Source organism: Aquimarina intermedia (assembly GCF_008124785.1).
GTDB classification, from domain to species: domain Bacteria; phylum Bacteroidota; class Bacteroidia; order Flavobacteriales; family Flavobacteriaceae; genus Aquimarina; species Aquimarina intermedia.
In genome coordinates this window covers 165,522-184,733 of the sequence record NZ_VNHU01000001.1, presented here as the reverse complement: position 1 = coordinate 184,733, position 19,212 = coordinate 165,522, and the positions used below count along the sequence as shown (strand labels likewise).

Annotated in this window: 15 protein-coding genes; 7 read left to right on the top strand and 8 right to left on the bottom strand. The window is 36.4% G+C overall.

Translation table 11 applies throughout. The annotated features are described in order from the left end of the window. Positions 1–25: 25 nt before the first annotated feature. A complete protein-coding gene (locus tag BD809_RS00705; protein ID WP_148781030.1) occupies positions 26–1,423 on the bottom strand; it encodes an OmpA family protein in 1,398 nt (465 codons plus the stop codon). A gap of 275 nt (positions 1,424–1,698) precedes the next feature. Further along, entirely contained in the window at positions 1,699–4,845 is a 3,147-nt protein-coding gene (locus tag BD809_RS00700; RefSeq protein WP_148781029.1) for a UvrD-helicase domain-containing protein, read from the bottom strand. 249 nt (positions 4,846–5,094) lie between these two features. Between BD809_RS00700 and BD809_RS00695 the strand changes: the two genes are divergently transcribed. The 3 genes from BD809_RS00695 (at position 5,095) to BD809_RS00685 (ending at position 7,079) form a co-directional block, all read left to right on the top strand. After that, the gene (locus BD809_RS00695) at positions 5,095–5,703 is read left to right on the top strand and encodes a superoxide dismutase (protein WP_148781028.1); all 609 of its coding nucleotides are present in this window, start codon (positions 5,095–5,097) and stop codon (positions 5,701–5,703) included. A gap of 72 nt (positions 5,704–5,775) precedes the next feature. Further along, complete coding sequence (locus tag BD809_RS00690) at positions 5,776–6,678, top strand: histone deacetylase family protein (protein WP_148781027.1); 903 nt, start codon at positions 5,776–5,778, stop codon at positions 6,676–6,678. A gap of 50 nt (positions 6,679–6,728) precedes the next feature. Next, the gene (locus BD809_RS00685) at positions 6,729–7,079 is read left to right on the top strand and encodes a hypothetical protein (RefSeq protein ID WP_148781026.1); all 351 of its coding nucleotides are present in this window, start codon (positions 6,729–6,731) and stop codon (positions 7,077–7,079) included. 4 nt (positions 7,080–7,083) lie between these two features. Here the strand turns inward: BD809_RS00685 and BD809_RS00680 are convergent, their stop codons facing one another. Further along, the gene (locus BD809_RS00680) at positions 7,084–7,554 is read right to left on the bottom strand and encodes a CBS domain-containing protein (RefSeq protein ID WP_148781025.1); all 471 of its coding nucleotides are present in this window, start codon (positions 7,552–7,554) and stop codon (positions 7,084–7,086) included. A 115-nt stretch (positions 7,555–7,669) separates the two neighbouring features. Between BD809_RS00680 and BD809_RS00675 the strand changes: the two genes are divergently transcribed. The 3 genes from BD809_RS00675 to BD809_RS00665 all read left to right on the top strand — a co-directional run bounded on the left by BD809_RS00675 (position 7,670) and on the right by BD809_RS00665 (position 11,950). Next, positions 7,670–10,051: a M20/M25/M40 family metallo-hydrolase gene (locus BD809_RS00675; RefSeq protein ID WP_148781024.1), complete on the top strand. Its 2,382-nt coding sequence runs from the start codon at positions 7,670–7,672 to the stop codon at positions 10,049–10,051. Next, entirely contained in the window at positions 10,044–10,850 is an 807-nt protein-coding gene (locus BD809_RS00670) for an NAD(P)H-binding protein (protein WP_148781023.1), read from the top strand. Before BD809_RS00675 ends, BD809_RS00670 begins: the two co-directional genes overlap by 8 nt. A 215-nt stretch (positions 10,851–11,065) precedes the next feature. Beyond that, positions 11,066–11,950, top strand: coding sequence for a S8 family serine peptidase (locus tag BD809_RS00665; RefSeq protein ID WP_148781022.1), 885 nt, complete (start codon positions 11,066–11,068; stop codon positions 11,948–11,950). Here BD809_RS00665 and BD809_RS00660 read toward each other — a convergent pair. The 5 genes from BD809_RS00660 to BD809_RS00640 all read right to left on the bottom strand — a co-directional run bounded on the left by BD809_RS00660 (position 11,943) and on the right by BD809_RS00640 (position 17,871). Then, positions 11,943–13,484 (bottom strand): TlpA family protein disulfide reductase, encoded by a 1,542-nt coding sequence (locus BD809_RS00660; protein ID WP_170251714.1) that lies wholly within the window; start codon positions 13,482–13,484, stop codon positions 11,943–11,945. The two genes, BD809_RS00665 and BD809_RS00660, sit on opposite strands and share 8 nt — an antisense overlap. 531 nt (positions 13,485–14,015) lie before the next feature. Continuing rightward, positions 14,016–14,762 (bottom strand): succinate dehydrogenase/fumarate reductase iron-sulfur subunit, encoded by a 747-nt coding sequence (locus BD809_RS00655; protein ID WP_148781020.1) that lies wholly within the window; start codon positions 14,760–14,762, stop codon positions 14,016–14,018. Positions 14,763–14,796: 34 nt separating this feature from the next. Beyond that, positions 14,797–15,162: a four helix bundle protein gene (locus BD809_RS00650; protein WP_148781019.1), complete on the bottom strand. Its 366-nt coding sequence runs from the start codon at positions 15,160–15,162 to the stop codon at positions 14,797–14,799. Between the two features lie 31 nt (positions 15,163–15,193). Next, positions 15,194–17,197 carry a fumarate reductase/succinate dehydrogenase flavoprotein subunit gene (locus BD809_RS00645; RefSeq protein WP_148781018.1) on the bottom strand — a complete coding sequence of 668 codons (2,004 nt, stop codon included), beginning with the start codon at positions 17,195–17,197 and terminating at the stop codon, positions 15,194–15,196. A 14-nt stretch (positions 17,198–17,211) separates the two neighbouring features. Continuing rightward, positions 17,212–17,871 (bottom strand): succinate dehydrogenase cytochrome b subunit, encoded by a 660-nt coding sequence (locus BD809_RS00640; protein ID WP_148781017.1) that lies wholly within the window; start codon positions 17,869–17,871, stop codon positions 17,212–17,214. Positions 17,872–18,065: 194 nt separating this feature from the next. Here BD809_RS00640 and BD809_RS00635 point away from each other — a divergent pair, with 194 nt between their 5' ends. Continuing rightward, on the top strand, positions 18,066–19,211 hold the full coding sequence (locus BD809_RS00635; protein WP_148781016.1) for a methionine aminotransferase: 1,146 nt from the start codon (positions 18,066–18,068) through the stop codon (positions 19,209–19,211). Position 19,212 lies beyond the last annotated feature (1 nt).

The window sequence follows — 19,212 nt, the reverse complement described above, 5'->3', positions numbered from 1 at the left end:
ATATTTTAACAGTTTATCTGTTGAATTACTCTTTTACCAAGTTAATTTCAACACGTCTGTTTTGCGCTCTACCAGCTCTAGTTCTGTTAGAAGCAATTGGCTTATCTTCACCATATCCAACAGCAGATAATCTAAACTGATCTACACCATTTTCAGTTAAGTAGTTCTTAACAGAGTTTGCTCTAGAATCAGATAATCTCTGGTTAAGTTTGTTACTACCTGAACTATCAGTGTGACCTTCTACAGTAAACTTAGAGTTAGGATATTCTTGTAAGATTGCAATGATATCGTTAAGTACTCCGTAAGATTGTTTCTGGATAGAAGATTTACCTAAGTCAAACAAGATAGTCTTAGCATACTCATTTAAAGTCTTCTGAACTTCTTCAGTTACTTCAGGACATCCGTTGTTTGCAACAGTTCCAGCAACATCAGGACAGTTATCATCTTTGTCTAATACACCGTCACCGTCTTTATCTTCGTAAGGACATCCGTTGTTTGCAGCAGGACCAGCTTCGTTAGGACAACCATCTTTAGCATCAGCGATACCATCACCATCAGCATCAGGACAACCGTTAAGCTCAGCTAAACCAGCAACAGTAGGACACTCATCATTAGGATCCGCAATTCCGTCACCATCAGTATCAGGACATCCGTTGAATTCTGCAGTACCTGCAACATCTGGACAATCATCTTTACCATCAGTGATACCATCACCGTCAGTATCAGGACATCCGTTAAATTCTTTTAATCCAGGAACTTCTGGACACTCATCATCTTTATCATATACTCCGTCACCGTCAGTATCTTTACCTCCGAATGCGAATGTTATACCAGCAGAATGTTGAAAGTGAGTTGGAGGATAGTTGCTTACATCATACTCTTCGAATACGTGCTTGTACGTAGACTGTAAGTTAAAAGCTAAATTCTCAGTTAACCAGAAATTAAAACCTAAAGAACCATTTAATGTTCCAGCACCAATCTCATCTAACCAAGTGTATCCACCACCAACACCTAAATAAGGATCAAACCATTTAGTGTTTAAAGTGTTTTTGAAGCTATAAGAGATCATACCATCTACACCGTAGTACGATAAATCATCAACAGATACCTCAGTACCATCTTCAAGCTCACCTGCATTTTCAATTTTGTTAACTGTACCACCTACAGTAAAAGTAAATCCGTCACCGATATATCTACCCACAGATATTTTGGATACAGATGGAAGGATATTCCAATGATCAGAAGCATTGAAATACTCGTCAAAGATTTCACCTTGATTAGGTAAATCTCCTCCGGTAGGAAAAATGTCAACAGCATTAACGCCAATCGATACTGCCCAAGGGTTGTTTTGATCTTGTGCATTCGCAGTACTGAACCCAAGTACTAATAACGAAGCCACTAAAAATCTGCTAAGATGTTTCATATTCAATAATTTAATTTTTAAGTGTTAATTAGAGCAAATGTAATATGTTAAAAATTACTGTCAAAGACAAAACTAATAAATTTTTCTTAAAAGGCCAGTATCTATCACTGTTTACAAGCCCTTCAAGCAATTTTATCTTTACAATTTTAGATTTAAAAACATAAGATATTTAACCTAATAAACGACAAATTCACATATTTATTTTTAAAATTTTGCTACAAGTATACTATAAATTTCATTAGAAAAAATATTTTTGTAGGAAAAAATGCAGTATTTTATATGAATCGAAGCGCTATTTCTTCATCACTATATACTAGTATTCTATTCTTAATCTTATACCCCATTCTCTTCATAAGCTCCCCATAATCATATATTTGCTCGGCATGTGAGCCTGAATAAGTTCCCGTTTTGTAATCCATTATAGAGACATCAAGGCCTTTTAAAATTATACGGTCGGGACGATATGATTTACCATTAGAAAAAATTTCTTTTTCATTTAAAATCTCATATTCTTCACTAAAATATTCTGACAACTGGGGATGTTTTACGATTTTAATTAAATAGTTCTTCAAAAATTCTTGCTCGCTTTTAGTAATTAAACCTTCCTGTAATGCGCGATCTATTACAACCTCAACATCCTGTGCATACATAACTTTTGACATCAGATAATGCAAAAGATTCCCTTTTTCTATAGCAGCTTTCTGATTTGTATTCCAAAGGAGTCCGGAATTGGTTACAATTTTTACATTTTTACTTCTATTAGAGTAATAAGTATTTGTGGCGTGGGCGCTTTGCGTTACTGTAACTTCTCCTTCGGGAGATGGGCGTTCGAATTCTCCGAAAATATATTCCATCTGATCCGGTTTCCATAAGCCACGTTGTTCTAAGTAACCGATCAATTTTCCGGAAAACTTCTTTGAATTTGGTTCTTTTTTAGCACTCAACTCAAACTTTGACAAGACATATAATTGCTCTTCAGCTCTAGTAAATGCTACATATAAAAGATTAAAAGCATCTAGCTCAAGTTGCGCTTTTCTTTGTTCTACCAGTTCTTGACCATAGGTACTATACTCGGCAATCTCTGAGGAGTAGTTTAATAAAACTTCGGTAAACCCAGCTTCGTTATCTGGAAAAGGGAACCAGGTTTTTGGTTCTATTTCTCTATAAATATCCACGTTAGCGTATGGATAAATAACACATTTAAATTCTAATCCCTTAGCTTTATGAATTGTCATAATGCGTACCGCGTCTTCCCCTTCAGGTGCAACAATACTCAATTTGGTTTTTTTTGCACTCCAATAGGATAAGAATCCAAGTATCCCTTCTTCGTGCTGTTGCTGATATGAAAATACAGTGTCGAGAAAAAACTGAACATAACTTCCGCCTGTTTCATGTAAATTAAACGTACTTACTATATATTCTACCACCTCATAAAAGGGAAGTTTCAATAATTGATTAAAATCAAATTCAATTTGAAATGCGCTCAAAATCGTTGTCCATTCTTGTTGTTCTGCATGAATCGCCTCTTTGATAAACCTATGTGGATCCTCAATCCTATAATGTATTGCCAAAAAATGTAAAAGCTCAGTTTTGGTTATTAAATCTTGAGGATATAAACTCCAGGTAAGCATGGATACAATAAATTGTACTTCGGGTGCATTATTAATGAGTAAGGTTTCAGATGAAACTATAGTAATTGATCTTTCTGTGAGATAGTCCGCAATGTGTGTTCCCTCTCTTTGCCTTCGGGTAAGAATACAAATATCTCTTAAGGCGTATCCTTTTTCACAAAGCTCCAAAATGGTTTCATAGACAGCTTCAGGATACCTTTCATTCTCTTCATCTACATTTTTTGCTTCAATGAAAGAGAGATTTATAAATCCTCCTTCTTTTGAATTGTGTAATTGCTTATTCCCTTCTTCATACAGCTTTGTATGACTTGTATCGCTAAAGTCTTTTGACAAATACGTAAAAAAGTCATTGTTGAAATTTATGATTTCGGCACAACTTCTATAATTCGTTGGTAAATTTAACACCTCTTTATCCGAAGTAGAGAATGGAGTATGTTGCTGAGAAAGTTCGATAAATTGTTCTGCCCTGCCGCCTCTCCAACGATAAATAGCCTGTTTTGCATCTCCGACTATAGTCAGCTTTCCGCGTTTTCCAGTTAAGGTTTCTGTCGTAATAGCATTCTCAATTAGCGGAACTAGGTTGGTCCATTGTAAGGAAGAAGTATCTTGAAATTCATCTATAAAATAATCCCGATACCGCTCTCCTAACCGTTCATAGATAAACGGGGCAGGCTGATCCTGTATAGCATCACTAATTATCTCATTAAATTCTGAAATTAATAAAATATTTCTTTCTTTTTTGATCGCTGTTAACTCCTTATGTATTGCACTCAATATAGAAAGAGGCACTAGATTTTTGAGAATGTTCTGAACAAATTTCAGCTCATAGAACATGTTTTTGGTCGTCAAAAAGGCATTTACAATAAAGGGGCGAATTTCATCAATACTATCTTTTTTGGTTTGAACCAACGTCTTAGTATAGAAATCCGTTGTCTCTATTGCTTGTTTCCACCCGGCTTTAAAGTCTATCGCTCCATTCTTTTCGATCATTTTCTTAAAATGAGCAGGAACATAACCGTCTTTTCCCTTAAAATCAGTGGGATCTAAGCCACTGATCTCTATCAAGTTTAATACTTTCTCGGCAAGAGCTTTTATTTCACTCAGAAGTGTTTCCTGCTGTTGAAGCAGGAGTTTTTGAAAGCTTTTAAAATCCTCAGTACGCTTATTCGAAAGCTTCTCAAGATGTATTCTATCATTTTCACTAAAAAGAAGCTTCGCTACTTTGTTTAGCTCTATGGCGATATCCCAACTCTTGTCGTCATCTAATTTGTTAAAGGCAAAATCCAATATCGTTTGCGTCAGTACCCGATCTTCCCCAATTTTTGCAACCACTGCATCTACAGCTTCACTAACCAAAGTTTCGGTATCCATTTCAATTTCAAAATTGACGGGTATACTTAAGTCATGAGCAAACGTACGTATGACCCTATGGGTAAAAGTATCAATGGTCACAATATCAAAAGCTGCATAATTATGTAAGATGCTCTTAAGGATTTGGTTAGCTTTTTTTTGAAGTTTTTCCGTCGTTAGTCCTGTTTCCTGTGCTAACTCATTGAGTAATCCCTCGTACTTTTGTGATACTTGTTTAGATGCTATTCCTACCAGTGAATCCAGAATTCTGCTCTTCATTTCGGCCACTGCTTTATTTGTAAAAGTTATAGCCAAAATGTTTTTATACGCTTCTTTGTAGTCTGCCATTAGTAAACGCACCAAGTACTCACGTACTAAGGTGTAGGTTTTACCTGCACCTGCTGCAGCGTTGTATACTGTAAAGGAGGAAGTGGATTTCAATTTTTTTTTACTAAAATACTAAACCTCGTTTACCTAGTCGTCCTACTTCCTGATTATTCTGTATGAAAAAACTTAATTCTAGTAATCTGATCGCTTCCGCTTGACGGATAACCACATGCAAACAACAGTATTTGAGCTGATTCAAAGCATTTTTTTATTTTAGATAATTTATAACAGTTAATAGTTTTAAATCCTATACCTAATTGTTAAATTTGAGCTTATTATTTTTTTTAACTTAAAAAGTATACTATGTCATTCGAATTACCGAAATTAAACTACGCTTTTGATGCGTTAGAACCTAATATAGATGCACGTACCATGGAAATTCATCATGGCAAACATCATGCGGGATATACCAGCAAGCTGAATGCTGCTATTGAAGGTACTGATCTTGAAGGAAAGACTATTGAAAACATTCTTATTAATCTTGATCTTTCTAACAAAGCGGTTAGAAATAATGGGGGCGGATTTTATAATCACCGATTATTTTGGGAGGTAATGTCTCCAAACGGAGGAGGAAAACCAAGTGGAGAATTAGCTGAAGCAATTGATGCTACCTTTGATTCTTTTGAAGCATTTAAGGACGCATTTTCAAATGCTGCTGCAACTCAATTTGGTTCTGGTTGGGCATGGTTATGTGTGCATAAAGGTGGTAAATTGGAAGTATGTGCAACACCTAATCAAGATAATCCTTTAATGCCGGAGGTTGGCTGTGGAGGAACACCGATTTTAGGTATTGACGTTTGGGAGCATGCTTATTATTTAAATTATCAAAATCGTCGTCCCGACTATGTGAATGCATTTTTTAATGTAATCAACTGGGAAGAAGTAGCGAAGCGTTATGCTGAAAATAAATAAGAAGCTAGTTAGCGAATATAATAGAGAGACATCAATTTGGTGTCTCTTTTACTTTAAAAATCTGCCGCTTCGATGATAAAGGTTGCTTACCACCCGATGTATGCTCACCCATTACCCGCAGGACATCGTTTTCCGATGCAAAAGTACGAGCTACTGCCTAAGCAGTTACTTCACGAAGGTACCTGCATAAATTCAAATTTCTTTCTACCCGACTTTCCCGATCTTAATGCTATTTACGCGGCCCACTGTCCAGATTACGTAAAACAACTAATAGATTTAACCCTAGACTCAAAGTCCATCAGAAAAATTGGTTTTCCTTTAAGCAAGGAATTAGTTGATCGTGAATTATTAATAGCAGACGGGTCTATCAAGGCTGCTGTCTTTGCTCTGGAGCATGGTGTCGCTTTAAATATTGCAGGCGGCACTCATCACGCATACAGTAATCGAGGAGAAGCCTTCTGCTTACTCAACGATCAAGCCATAGCAGCCAGGTATCTGCAACGGCACCATGCTATTAAAAAAATGCTAATTGTAGATCTGGATGTGCATCAGGGAAATGGAACTGCCGAAATCTTTGCTAATGATACCTCTGTCTTTACCTTCTCCATGCACGGCGCTTCTAACTACCCTTTTAAAAAGGAAATTTCTGATTTGGATATTGCATTACCAAAGGAGACATCCGATAAGGATTATTTGCATATTTTAGAAAATACCTTGCCAACATTAATTGAAGAACAGCGACCTGATTTTATCTTCTACTTATCGGGTGTTGATATTTTATCCAGTGATAAACTTGGTAAAATTAATTGCACCCTTTCCGGATGCAAAGAGCGTGATCGGTTCGTTTTGAGTATATGCAAAGAATATCAACTACCTGTCATGTGCTCTATGGGTGGTGGGTATTCCCCCGATATTAAAACAATCATAGAGGCCCATGCTAACACATATCGGGTAGCTAAACATTTGTTTGACTGATTTTTGTAGCTAAAATTTTATTGTATCTTCGGTGTAAATTGCAAAGAAATATGGAAAAGAAATGTCCCGAATGTGGTGAAAAAATCATTGGGCGCGTTGACAAAAAATTTTGTAGTGATTACTGTCGTAATGCACACAATAATAAGCTCAACAAGGATACTACAAACCTTATTCGCAACATAAATAATCGGTTGCGAAAAAACTATAGAATTCTGGAACAGCTCAATCCTGAAGATAAAATTAGAATCCCCAAAAGTCGGCTTACCTCAAAAAATTTTGACTTTGATCATTTCACAAGTATCTATACCACCAAAACCGGAAATGTGTATTATTTTGTGTATAATCAAGGATATCTCGCGTTAGAAAATGATTTCTATGCATTGGTCAAAAGAAAAAGCTAGTCCTTTAAAAATCTCTCCAATGCTGACTATTCATCTTGAGAGCAGCTTTCATAACGTCCTTTTGACTAATCTGTCCGATTAACCTGCCCTCTTCCAAAATAGGAAAACGTCTCCTTTTAGTTTCTATAAATTTATTTGCAGCATCAAAAATGCTGGCATTACCATCTATAGTCTCCACATTTTTAACCATAAATTTATCTACCGTTGCATCATCAATTGGCATATTGTAATACCTGCTTTCGTTGAGTTGTTTTATACAATCTCCTTCAGAAATAATTCCCAATAATTCGTACCGATGATTCACAACAGGTCCCCCTGATATTTTATGCTTTACCAAGGTTTCAATAACCTCCATCACCGATTGATCCGGAGTAAAGGTTATCAGTTCTCTCGTCATATAATCAGAAACCTTAATTCGAGTTTCATCTTGTTTCTTTGTTTTAGATCGCGCCCCTATAAAACTTATAATTCCCATAATGTATCATATTTAGTTCATCTTAAATATAATGATTTTCAGTCATTTAATTAGTGTTAAAATTGGTTCTTGTAGGTAAAATCTTATTTATTATCTTTAGCTAAACCAAAAGTCAATGAAAAAATACCCCGCATTCTTTTCGACATTGCTTATTTTACTCTCCATTTGGTATATTTTTTATAGCAGTAAACCCCAGTCGATAACAGCGTATGATACTCCGTTAACCGAGTTCTCAACCATGAGAGCTTTGGATCATGTAAAACAACTTGCAAAAGCGCCTCACTATCTAGGCAGTACCGCACATACTGATGTGCAATCCTATATCATATCAGAATTAGACAAGCTCGGACTGAAAACAGAAACACAAACAGGTTTTTCTATATACAAATCGGGCGATATGAGTACGCCCGAGAATATAATTGCCCAAATAAAAGGCACCGATTCCTCGGCAAAAGCTTTATTGCTCTTAACACATTACGACAGCGCAACCCACTCATCTTACGGTGCAAGTGATGCTGGTAGTGGAGTTGCAACAATTTTAGAAGGGCTGCGTGCCTATCTGGCTACTAATCCACAACCTAAAAACAATATCATCATCTGTTTTACTGATGCCGAAGAAATTGGACTCAATGGAGCTGATTTATTTGTAAAAAAACACCCTTGGGCAAAGGATATTGGATTGGTGCTTAATTTTGAAGCCAGAGGCAGTGGAGGGAACTCTTTTATGCTGATGGAAACCAATGGAAAAAACGGTAATTTAATTAACGAATTCTCTAAGGCTTCGGTGCAATACCCGGTTACTAATTCTCTTGCTTATAGTATTTATAAGATGTTACCTAACGATACTGATCTAACGGTTTTTAGAGAACAAGGAGATATTGAAGGCTTTAACTTTGCGTTTATTGATGATCATTTTGATTATCATACGGCTAATGATACCTGGCAAAATCTGGATCTCTCCACACTACAACATCAGGGAAGTTATCTCTTACCCTTACTACGCCATTTTGCTACTACTGATTTATCAAAACTAAAATCAGATAAGGACTATATTTATTTTAATGCTCCGATAGTTAAGCTTGTCAGCTATCCATTCAGCTGGATTCATACCCTTTGGATACTAGCTGTTATAATTTTTATTCTCCTTTTGTTTTATGGCAGAATAAACTATCGTTTGGGTATCAAAGACGGGTTAAAAGGAAGCGCCGCTTTATTATTATGTATTCTATTAGCAGGGGGGCTTACTTATGGTGGTTGGGAGTTGCTCAAAGTTATTTATCCCGCATATAACGAAATTCAGCACGGTTTCACATACAATGGCTACAATTACATAATAGCTTTTACCTTACTCTCTGCTACTATCTGTTTTAAAATATTTGGATACTTATACAAAGAACGTAATCAAGCAAGTCTTTTAGTTCCTGTTCTAATTTTCTGGATATTCATTTCAATACTTTGCGCATTTTATCTTGAGGGAGCCAGTTATTTTATATGGCTAGTATATTTTGGTTTGATTCAGCTATTCGTATTAATTCGACAAAAGAAACCAAACAGTTTGTTAATGGTAGTACTGTCTTTTCCTGCATTATATGTGCTGCTTCCATTTATAGCTAGTTTTCCGGTAGCTTTGGGACTTAAAATGCTTCCGGTAGCATCGGTCTTGACCGTATTATTATTTGCACTTTTACTTCCTGTATTTGCTTTTTATAAAAATCAGAGTTGGTACAGCATCGTATTATTAATTGGTGCCGTAGGATTTTTTATCATTGCCCATAACGCTTCAGACTTTAATGAAGAACGTCAAAAACCCAACAGCTTGGTATATGTTTTAGATCACGATGAAAACAAAGCCAATTGGGCTACCTACGATCATATCTTAGATGCGTATACCTTGCCATATTTCTCTAATGAAAATAAAGATAACACAACACTCAATAAGACAATTATTACCAGTAAGTATGGTATTGGTTTTTCTAAAAGCAGTGAGGCTCCACTCAAAAATATTCCGGCAGCTACAGTGCAACTATTAAAAGATACGCTAGTGAATGACATACGTAGGTTACGTTTACATATTATACCAAATAGAGAAATTAACAGGTTGGATGTATATACTCAAAAGGTAATTAATTTTAATTCGCTCGCAGTTAATGGTGAAAATGCCTTAGAATTAAAACACAAGAATGAAACGTACCATATCTTTACTAAGCGGTGGAATAAAAAGCTATTTTCCTACTATGTGAAAGGAAATGAGCCCTTAGTACTTGATATCGAAATAGATTCGAATACTGATCCAAATTTTATTTTGTTTGAATCTTCTTATGATTTGTTACAACATCCCGAATTTGAAATTGCAGCCCGTACCCCAGCCATGATGCCAAAACCTTTTGTCCTTAATGATGCGGTCATTGTTAAAAGTTCATTTAATTTTGAACTGCTTAAAAAAGTAAATGATTCTATTGTTGAGATTGAAACAGAAGATACACCCACAAATGAATAAAGCACTAAGTATATTAGGTTTAGGTTGGTTAGGTTTACCGCTGGCGGAAGCGTTTTTAGCCAAAGGGCTTACTGTAAAAGGTTCTACCACCTCTGAAACTAAACTTGCAGCTATACAGAGCAAGGGAATTACAGCATTCTCGATTACGCTTTCCGAAACTGCGGTAAAAGGAGAGGTGAAGAGTTTTCTAAAAGATAGTGAAGTACTAATTATTGACATTCCGCCAGGGTTACGACGCGATCCATCCAGTGATTTCGTGAGCAAAATTCAAAGATTACTACCATCTATTGAAGCTTCCACAATTCAACACGTTTTATTTATTAGTTCAACCACGGTTTTTGAGGATGAAAGTAGGTTTCCTGTAGTCACCTCTCAGACAGTTCCCAATAGCGTATCAGAAGCTGGAAGGCAGTTAGCGCTAGTGGAGAAATTATTACAAGCTAATGATAATTTTACCACGACAATTTTACGTTTTGGGGGACTCATTGGTGGGGATCGACATCCTGCTACCATGTTATCCGGCCGAACGAATGTTCAAAATCCTGAAGCTCCGGTAAATTTGATCGAACGAGAAGATTGTATTCAACTTATTTTAAGAATTGTGGAAAATAATGCATGGGGTAAAGTTTATAATGCTGCCGCTCCCAACCATCCTACAAAAGCTGAGTATTACACGGCTGAATGTTTAAAGCGAGAATTGCCGCTTCCAAAATATGATTATATGAGTATTTCAAAAGGTAAAATTATTGACTCCAAAGAAATTCAGAAAGATTTGGAGTATGAGATTAAGTGTCTATAGGGAAGGGCTCACGCATAATACCTGCCCAAAGGTACTAAGGTGCATTTCTGAATTAAATATCAGCTTTTTTTCTCAATATAAATAAATCATATCCCAAATCTATTTCCTCCGTTATATCAAAACCAAATTTTTGATAAAAAGGAATATTAGTCAAAGAGGAGGATCAAAAATTATTGGATTATCTGGAGTTTAAAAAGAAATCTTTAGAAATCTGTATGAGTCTTACAGAAGATTCCCGTGAACAGGTAGGCGATGATCAGCAAAATATAAAGGATACAGGGTATGGTAGCAATACGTTAGGCAAAAACGTGGACGACCTAAGTCATGATACAAGTGTGACTAGTATAATGGCTGCTCTACGAAGTAATGACAAAGGAATCGATGGCATATCGAATGCTATTAAAATAATGCCTTTATACTTCTCAGCCGTTGGGGATTATACCGACAAAGATCTGGCACTAGCGATTCGCTATGCAGTAGATAATGGTGCTCAAATAATAAACCTGAGTCATACTAAAGATTTTTCTATGCAGGAAAAATGGGTAGACGAAGCATTATTGTATGCAAATGAAAACGATGTTTTAATAGTAGGATCTGCTGGTAATGATAATTTTAACTTGGATCAAGAAGGAAGTTTTGACGATCACTATCCCGATGATATCAATGAACAGGGCGAAGAGTTTATTCCAAATTTTATTAAAGTGGGTGCTATTAATCCTCAGGCCAACGATATCAAATGGGAATCATCTAATTATGGCAAAAGTTTCGTTGACCTCTTTGCACCCGGCATGTTTATCAAAGTAATTTATCCTAAAGATAAAACTAATTACGGTGGTGGCACCTCATGTGCCGCACCTATGGTAGCGGGAGTTGCCGGGTTAGTTAAATCCTACTATCCAAAGCTGTCTGCATTGGAGATCAAAAAAATCATCATGGACTCAGGCATTTCATATAACATAAATGTAGAAGTTGAACAAGAGGATGGTTTCAAAAAAACTATCCCATTCTCAGAACTTTCAAAATCAGGAAAAGTAGTAAATGCCTATAATGCCATCCTTATGGCAGAGGAAGTTTCTAAAGCTAAAGAGAAAACTAATTAATATTATAAAGCTCTTCGATTCTCTGTTTTAAAGCGGATCCAGAGCTTGGTAAGGGTAATTCGGCATCCAATAGAGTGCCTTTTGCATCAAACAACAAATATCGTGGTATACCGCTTATATTGGCGAGCTGCAATTCTTTTAAGTTTTGAACGAAAGCTTCGGTGCCTAAGAGATGATATCCGTTTAGTTTATACTTCTGAACTGCAGTTTTCCATTTTACGGCAGCGGTCGGATTATCTACAGAAACATATAAAACTTCAATATTCTTGTCTTTTAAAAAAGGTTTGAGTTCTTCAGTAAATTGAAATTCTTTTATACAGGGAGCACACCATGTTGCCCATACATCTATAAAAACCGCTGTATTTTTGAAGTTCTCTGCAAGAAGTACATCAAACTGTAGCATATCATTTTTATCGAGTATACTAAAGCTATTTGATTCTTCAGTGTATTTAGCCAATGATAAAGGTTTCAATAATTCGTTGTCATCTTTAAATTCAGAAAAATACCTGGATAATGGTTGGGTGTATACACTTTTGGGAAATACGGTTTTAAAAAGGCTGAAAGCTCGTTCATCTTCTTCTATAGAATTCATACCATAATGTCTGTTAAACATTATTGAAACAGCTTTCATCTTTTCCTGCAACTCTTTAGGCGCATACGTATTGTATTGCAACTGATCCTTCCATAGTCCAAATTCAATCTTTTTTCCTACTAAAAGTCCTTCTTCGATAAGCTGAGCTTTGTAAGAGGCGTTGGAAGTTCTGGAAACCAAATCGACGCTTTTGTATGTATCGTCAAACGGATCAAAAGTTTTAAAAATTTGTCTTAAGATGCTGTTGAGTGTATTCACTGATTGTTGTAAGCTATCTTCACCTCTTAAGTGTAATATCACATCTCTGGTAGCACCCAGAAACTTCATGTCACTTTGTGCTTTGGCTAGCGAATAAAATGATTTTGTTATCTTTTCTTGTTCGAGTAAAATGTCAAAAGGAGCGAATAAACTATCTTTTGTGGTTAAGAGATTAGAAAAAGATTGTTCGGCTTGTAGTGAATTTACTTTATCCAGTCCTTTTTCAATTGTAGGTGTTAGATAATTAGTCCCCTTAAATAATAACGATGTTTGCATCTCATTAAGTCCCTCAGCATTATTACCTACAAAAAACAGTGACTTACTACCATCTTGAAGAGTTTTCAAAGAGATAGCGATAGCATCACCAGGTTCGCAAATAACATAGGTTTTAGGAAGAAATTTATTAGGTGCCAGCGTTATGATTCCTGTCGCATCAAGCTCAAACTTTTTCTTAAAGCTTTTATTCATCACAACGACCGTGTCCAACATAAAAAAGTAATGCGCAGGATTGGCATCTACGAAACGACAAAATCCTAGGGATGTACTATCCGGAATAGCGAGTTGATTGCTGTAAATCGTAACCTCTTTAGTAATTTTTGCCTTTGGTTTCGAACTAGTACAGGATACTGCAAGTAGTAAAAAAACTATTGTTAATACTTCTAAAATTTTAAGTTTTCTAAGCATCATTTTAGATCTGGAAAAATTGATAAATCATTAAAAAAACTCGAAACGAGGTGTTTCGTTTCGAGTTCTTGACTTCTTAGCACTTATCCCAACACTCTTGAACAGTACTAACGCAAGAATGGGAACCATTACATGTGCAATGTATTCCTGTTTCACAGTCATGCATTATCACTTCTCGACCTCCGTTTAATGTTCTCAGTTCATCTTTTCCTAATACTCGTGTACCGAGTAATTGCAAGTTGGTTACATTCCTTTTTTTCATCGTTATATTCTTATAAATTAATATTCTCTAAAAATTTTGAGACATTTAGAGCTCCTGTCTATCCTTCGCGAAAGAATATTTTAACGGATTACATTAGGGAAGATATACTGTGTGTTTTAAGAGTATGCTGCCTTGTATAATCACTTAGTTTTATAGATTGGTATCTTACTATCAAATGATAGCCTGTTAAATATAGTACATTCTATTCAATAAAAAAACCTCCAAGTCTAAAACGACTTGGAGGTTTTATATAATAATTTTGAAAAGACTTATCCTTTAAGACTCGCTTTTAAATATTCTCTGTTCATACGTGCGATGTTTTCTAACGAAATCCCTTTAGGACATTCGATCTCACAAGCACCTGTATTCGTACAGTTACCAAATCCTTCTTTGTCCATTTGATTTACCATTGCTAACACACGATCTGTGGCTTCAACTTGTCCTTGCGGTAGCAAAGCGAACTGAGAAACCTTTGCAGAGGTAAACAGCATTGCAGAGGCGTTTTTACACGCTGCTACACAAGCTCCACATCCAATACATGTCGCAGCATAGAAAGAATCATCTGCTTTTTCCTTCTCAATAGGAATAGCGTTTGCATCAATGGTGTTACCTGAAGTATTAACAGAGATATAACCTCCTGCATGTTGTATGCGATCAAAGGAAGTCCTGTCAATTACCAAATCCTTTATTACCGGAAATGCTTTTGCTCTGAAGGGTTCTATGGTGATGGTATCACCATCTTTAAATTTACGCATATGCAATTGGCAAGTCGTTACCAATCTATCGGGACCGTGAGGTTCACCATTAATTTGTAAGGAACAAGATCCGCATATACCTTCTCTACAATCATGATCAAATTCTACCGGCTCATGACCTTCAACAATGAGTTGTTCGTTAAGAACATCCATCATTTCCAGAAAAGACATATCACCATCAATATCGGTAACCTTATACGTTTCTAGTTTTCCTTTTGAAGTGGCATCTTGCTGACGCCATATTTTTAATGTAAGATTCATAATTTTTAGTTTGTTAGCCCAGAGTCAAAAGGCACTAGTTTGCCTTGACCGCCTTAATAAAGGCATTTAACATTTTACTCTGTTCAGTAATTAAATCTTGAATTCTATTAAATTTTTCTGTTGAAATAAAGCTTAGTTCCTGTGCAATTATTAATTGAGTTTCTAATTCTAGCAGTGATCCTCTGGAATAACTCAAAAACTGAACATAACTTTTAGTATAATTTCTCCCCCAGCCTTCGGCTATATTTGAAGAAATTGAAATAGATGATCTTTTTAACTGACTTTGCAATGCAAAAATTTCATCTTTAGGCAACTCTGCACAGATTGAGTAAACTTCTTTGACAATTTCAATTCCTTTTTGCCAAATTAACAAATCTTTATATGATTGTACAGTTCCCATCCAGTGGCTTATGCCTAACTACTAATTCACTTTATTTATAACTTCTTGTTTTTAATTCAATGTTTTCATAAACCAGGTCTTCCTTATGAAGTACGGCATCTTTAGGTGCACCTTTATATTCCCAAGCTGAAACAAACTTAAAGTTTTCATCATCTCGTAGCGCTTCTCCTTCCGGCGTCTGGTATTCTTCTCTAAAATGACCTCCACAAGACTCATTTCTGTGTAACGCATCTTTTGCAAAAAGTTCTCCTAATTCTAAGAAATCTGCTACACGACCTGCTTTCTCTAATTCTTGATTCTTAGTAGCTGCACTTCCCGGAATTTTCACATTTTCCCAGAAATCTTCACGTAATACGGCGATCTCATCAATAGCTTCCTGAAGCTCTTTAGCATTACGAGACATACCACATTTGTTCCACATGATTTTACCAAGCTTCTTGTGATAATAATCAACAGAGTGTTGTCCGCTACCGCCCATTAATTTCTCAATGCGATCCGTAACTTCCTTCTCTGCAGCTTCGAATTCTGGCGAGTCTGTTGGAATTTTTCCTGTTCTAATATCATCGGCCAAGTAATCTCCTATAGTATAAGGCAAAACGAAATACCCATCAGCCAATCCTTGCATTAGTGCAGAGGCTCCTAATCTATTTGCACCGTGATCAGAGAAGTTGGCTTCTCCTGCTGCATAACAACCAGGAATCGTCGTTTGCAAGTTATAATCAACCCATAGACCTCCCATAGTATAGTGTACCGCAGGATAAATCATCATTGGAGTCTTGTATGGATTCTCATCCACAATTTTTTCATACATCTGGAACAAGTTACCGTATTTATTTTCTACGACTTCTTCTCCAAGTTTTATAATTTCAGCTTCTGATGGGTTTTTCATTCCCGAAGTTAATGCTTTCTCTTTTCCGTAACGCTTGATTGCCGAAGCAAAATCCAAGTATACAGCCTCTCCCGTTTTATTGACACCAAAACCAGCATCACAACGCTCTTTTGCTGCTCTTGAGGCTACGTCACGTGGCACTAAGTTACCAAAAGCAGGATAGCGTCGTTCCAAATAATAATCACGATCCTCTTCTGCTAATTGCGTAGGTTTTAATTTCCCTGCACGAATAGCTTCCGCATCTTCTTTCTTTTTAGGCACCCATATACGTCCATCATTACGCAGCGACTCAGACATCAACGTTAGTTTAGACTGATGGTCACCTGATACCGGTATACATGTTGGGTGAATTTGTGTAAAACACGGGTTTGCAAAATAAGCACCTCTACGGTGTGCTCTCCATGCTGCCATTACATTACTTCCCATTGCATTGGTACTCAAAAAGAATACGTTACCATATCCTCCTGAAGCAATTACCACAGCGTGAGCCGAATGTCTTTCTATCTTTCCTGTAACCAAATCCCTTGCAATAATACCTCTGGCTTTGCCATCAACTTTTACTAAATCCAACATCTCGTGTCGGTTAAAAGCTTGTATTTTTCCTCGGTTGATCTGACGGTTCATTGCAGAATACGCACCTAACAACAATTGTTGTCCCGTTTGACCCTTAGCATAAAAAGTTCTTGAAACAAGTACTCCACCAAAGGAACGGTTGTCTAATAATCCACCGTATTCTCTTGCAAAAGGTACTCCTTGTGCAACACATTGATCGATAATATTTGCAGAAACCTCAGCAAGTCGGTATACGTTTGCCTCTCTCGAGCGATAATCTCCTCCTTTTACCGTATCATAAAACAAACGATAACTTGAGTCACCATCACCCTGATAGTTTTTTGCAGCATTAATTCCTCCTTGTGCAGCAATAGAATGCGCACGACGTGGAGAATCCTGATAGCAAAATGTTTTTACGTTATAACCCAGTTCTGCAAGCGTTGCCGCTGCACTTCCTCCTGCAAGCCCCGTACCTACAACAATAACATCAATATTACGTTTGTTTGCAGGATTGACCAGGTCAACTGTGTTTTTATGATTTGTCCACTTATCTGCCAGTGAACCTTTAGGTATTTTAGAATCTAAAATTGACATAATAGCGGTAATTTTTAATGATTAAAATAATGTACTAAAGCAATCACAACAAATCCCAACGGAATAACGATGGCAAATGCTTTTGCAAATTTTGTGGCTGCAACAGAGTATTTATTATTGAATCCGACAGATTGGAATGAAGAAGCAAATCCGTGCCATAGGTGTAACCCTAAAAACACAAAAGAAATCACATACAATCCTGTACGAATCGGACTCTCAAATTTCTCTACCAACTCCCCATAATAGCGAGTTGCATCCTCTGGAGCAAATTCTATGTACTTGTGTACTATCTCGGGCACCCAAAAATCATAAAAATGCAATCCTAAAAAGGCCAATACCACCAAACCGGTGATAATCATATTTCTAGACATCCAAGAAGAGTTTGCCCCTCCATCATAACGAGCATAGCTCACATCTCTGGCATTACGATTACGAATTTCTAAAATGAATCCCATAATAAAATGAAATACTACTCCAAAAATCAACACTGGCTGAAGCAAAAATTGAACAACAAAATTTGTTCCCATAAAATGCGACAATTCGTTAAAAACGTCTGCGCTAATTATAGAAGTGAAATTTATAGTAAAATGTTGTAATAAGAAGAACACTAAGAAAAGTCCTGAAAGTGCCATAGCAACTTTTCTAGCAATTGAAGATTTTATCAATCCACCCATTAGTTAAAATATTTAAATTTTGAAAAACAAAAGTACGTCTCAAACATCTTTTTAACAACATTTTCCTACTTTTATCTAGTATTTATAATCAATATAAAAAACTTAATCCTATTAACACAGTAGTTTTTGACATATTCTGATTACTTCGTTTAAATCAAGCGTGGTACACTTTTAAATTAGTAACTTCAATTCCTATGAATCAACAGCTTTCTAAGCTTCCGGCAAGTCAGACTACTATTTTTACAAAGATGAGTAATTTAGCTCATGAGCATCAGGCAATTAATTTATCTCAAGGGTTTCCGGATTTTCCTGTGGATCCACAACTTATAGAACTCGTATCTAATGCCATGAGAGCAGGCAAAAATCAATATTCACCCATGGCGGGATTGATTCAATTACGCGAACGTATCGCAGAGAAAACGGCTGCTGCCTATGGTTACACCTATCATCCGGAAACTGAAATAACTATTACTAGCGGAGCTACTCAAGCAATCTTCAGCTGTATAGCAGCCTTTATACATCCTCAAGACGAAGTCATAATTTTTGAACCTGCTTACGATTGTTATGAACCATCAATCACCTTGTTTGGAGGAAAAACAATACCAATTCAATTATCGTATCCTAATTATACTATTGATTGGAAGATGGTTGCTAATAGTGTTACTCCCAAAACCCGGATGATCATTATCAATACGCCTCACAATCCTAGCGGAACAGTATGGTCTCAAGAAGATATGGCTCAATTAGAAAGACTTGTGGCAGACACCAATATTCTAATCTTAAGCGATGAAGTGTATGAGCATATTATTTTTGACAATATTGCGCATCAAAGCGTCGCACGGTACCCTAATCTAGCTTCCCGAAGTTTTATTATAGGTTCCTTCGGAAAAACATTTCACATCACCGGATGGAAAACCGGATACTGCTTGGCTCCCTCAGAATTGATGAAAGAGTTTAGGAAAGTACATCAATACAATGTTTTTTCTGGTAATCACCCTGTTCAGGAGGCAATTGCAAGGTATCTAGAGAACCCGTTTCATTATTTGAGTTTACCACAGTTTTATCAACAAAAACGGGATCTTTTTCTTTCTTTGCTAGAAGGATCATCTTTTAAAATGAATCCGACGAGCGGAACGTATTTTCAACTTTTGGATTATACAGCTGTTACTGAGGAAAATGACATAATTTTTGCCGAAAGACTAACCAAAGAACACAAGATTGCTTCGATACCAATTTCGGTGTTCAACACATCCAAACAAGATGATAAGGTATTGCGTTTTTGTTTTGCCAAAACAGATGATACGCTCAAACAAGCTGCTGAAATTTTACAAACCATCTAAA

Bases quoted from the DNA above. Each gene is read 5' to 3' on its own strand.
- BD809_RS00705 (WP_148781030.1), bottom strand. From the start codon at position 1,423: ATGAAACATCTTAGCAGATTTTTAGTGGCTTCGTTATTAGTACTTGGG.
- BD809_RS00635 (WP_148781016.1), top strand. From the start codon at position 18,066: ATGAATCAACAGCTTTCTAAGCTTCCGGCAAGTCAGACTACTATTTTT.
- BD809_RS00695 (WP_148781028.1), top strand. From the start codon at position 5,095: ATGTCATTCGAATTACCGAAATTAAACTACGCTTTTGATGCGTTAGAA.
- BD809_RS00645 (WP_148781018.1), bottom strand. From the start codon at position 17,197: ATGTCAATTTTAGATTCTAAAATACCTAAAGGTTCACTGGCAGATAAG.
- BD809_RS00655 (WP_148781020.1), bottom strand. From the start codon at position 14,762: ATGAATCTTACATTAAAAATATGGCGTCAGCAAGATGCCACTTCAAAA.
- BD809_RS00675 (WP_148781024.1), top strand. From the start codon at position 7,670: ATGAAAAAATACCCCGCATTCTTTTCGACATTGCTTATTTTACTCTCC.
- BD809_RS00650 (WP_148781019.1), bottom strand. From the start codon at position 15,162: ATGGGAACTGTACAATCATATAAAGATTTGTTAATTTGGCAAAAAGGA.
- BD809_RS00685 (WP_148781026.1), top strand. From the start codon at position 6,729: ATGGAAAAGAAATGTCCCGAATGTGGTGAAAAAATCATTGGGCGCGTT.
- BD809_RS00690 (WP_148781027.1), top strand. From the start codon at position 5,776: ATGATAAAGGTTGCTTACCACCCGATGTATGCTCACCCATTACCCGCA.
- BD809_RS00660 (WP_170251714.1), bottom strand. From the start codon at position 13,484: ATGCTTAGAAAACTTAAAATTTTAGAAGTATTAACAATAGTTTTTTTA.
- BD809_RS00640 (WP_148781017.1), bottom strand. From the start codon at position 17,871: ATGGGTGGATTGATAAAATCTTCAATTGCTAGAAAAGTTGCTATGGCA.
- BD809_RS00665 (WP_148781022.1), top strand. From the start codon at position 11,066: ATGAGTCTTACAGAAGATTCCCGTGAACAGGTAGGCGATGATCAGCAA.
- BD809_RS00670 (WP_148781023.1), top strand. From the start codon at position 10,044: ATGAATAAAGCACTAAGTATATTAGGTTTAGGTTGGTTAGGTTTACCG.
- BD809_RS00680 (WP_148781025.1), bottom strand. From the start codon at position 7,554: ATGGGAATTATAAGTTTTATAGGGGCGCGATCTAAAACAAAGAAACAA.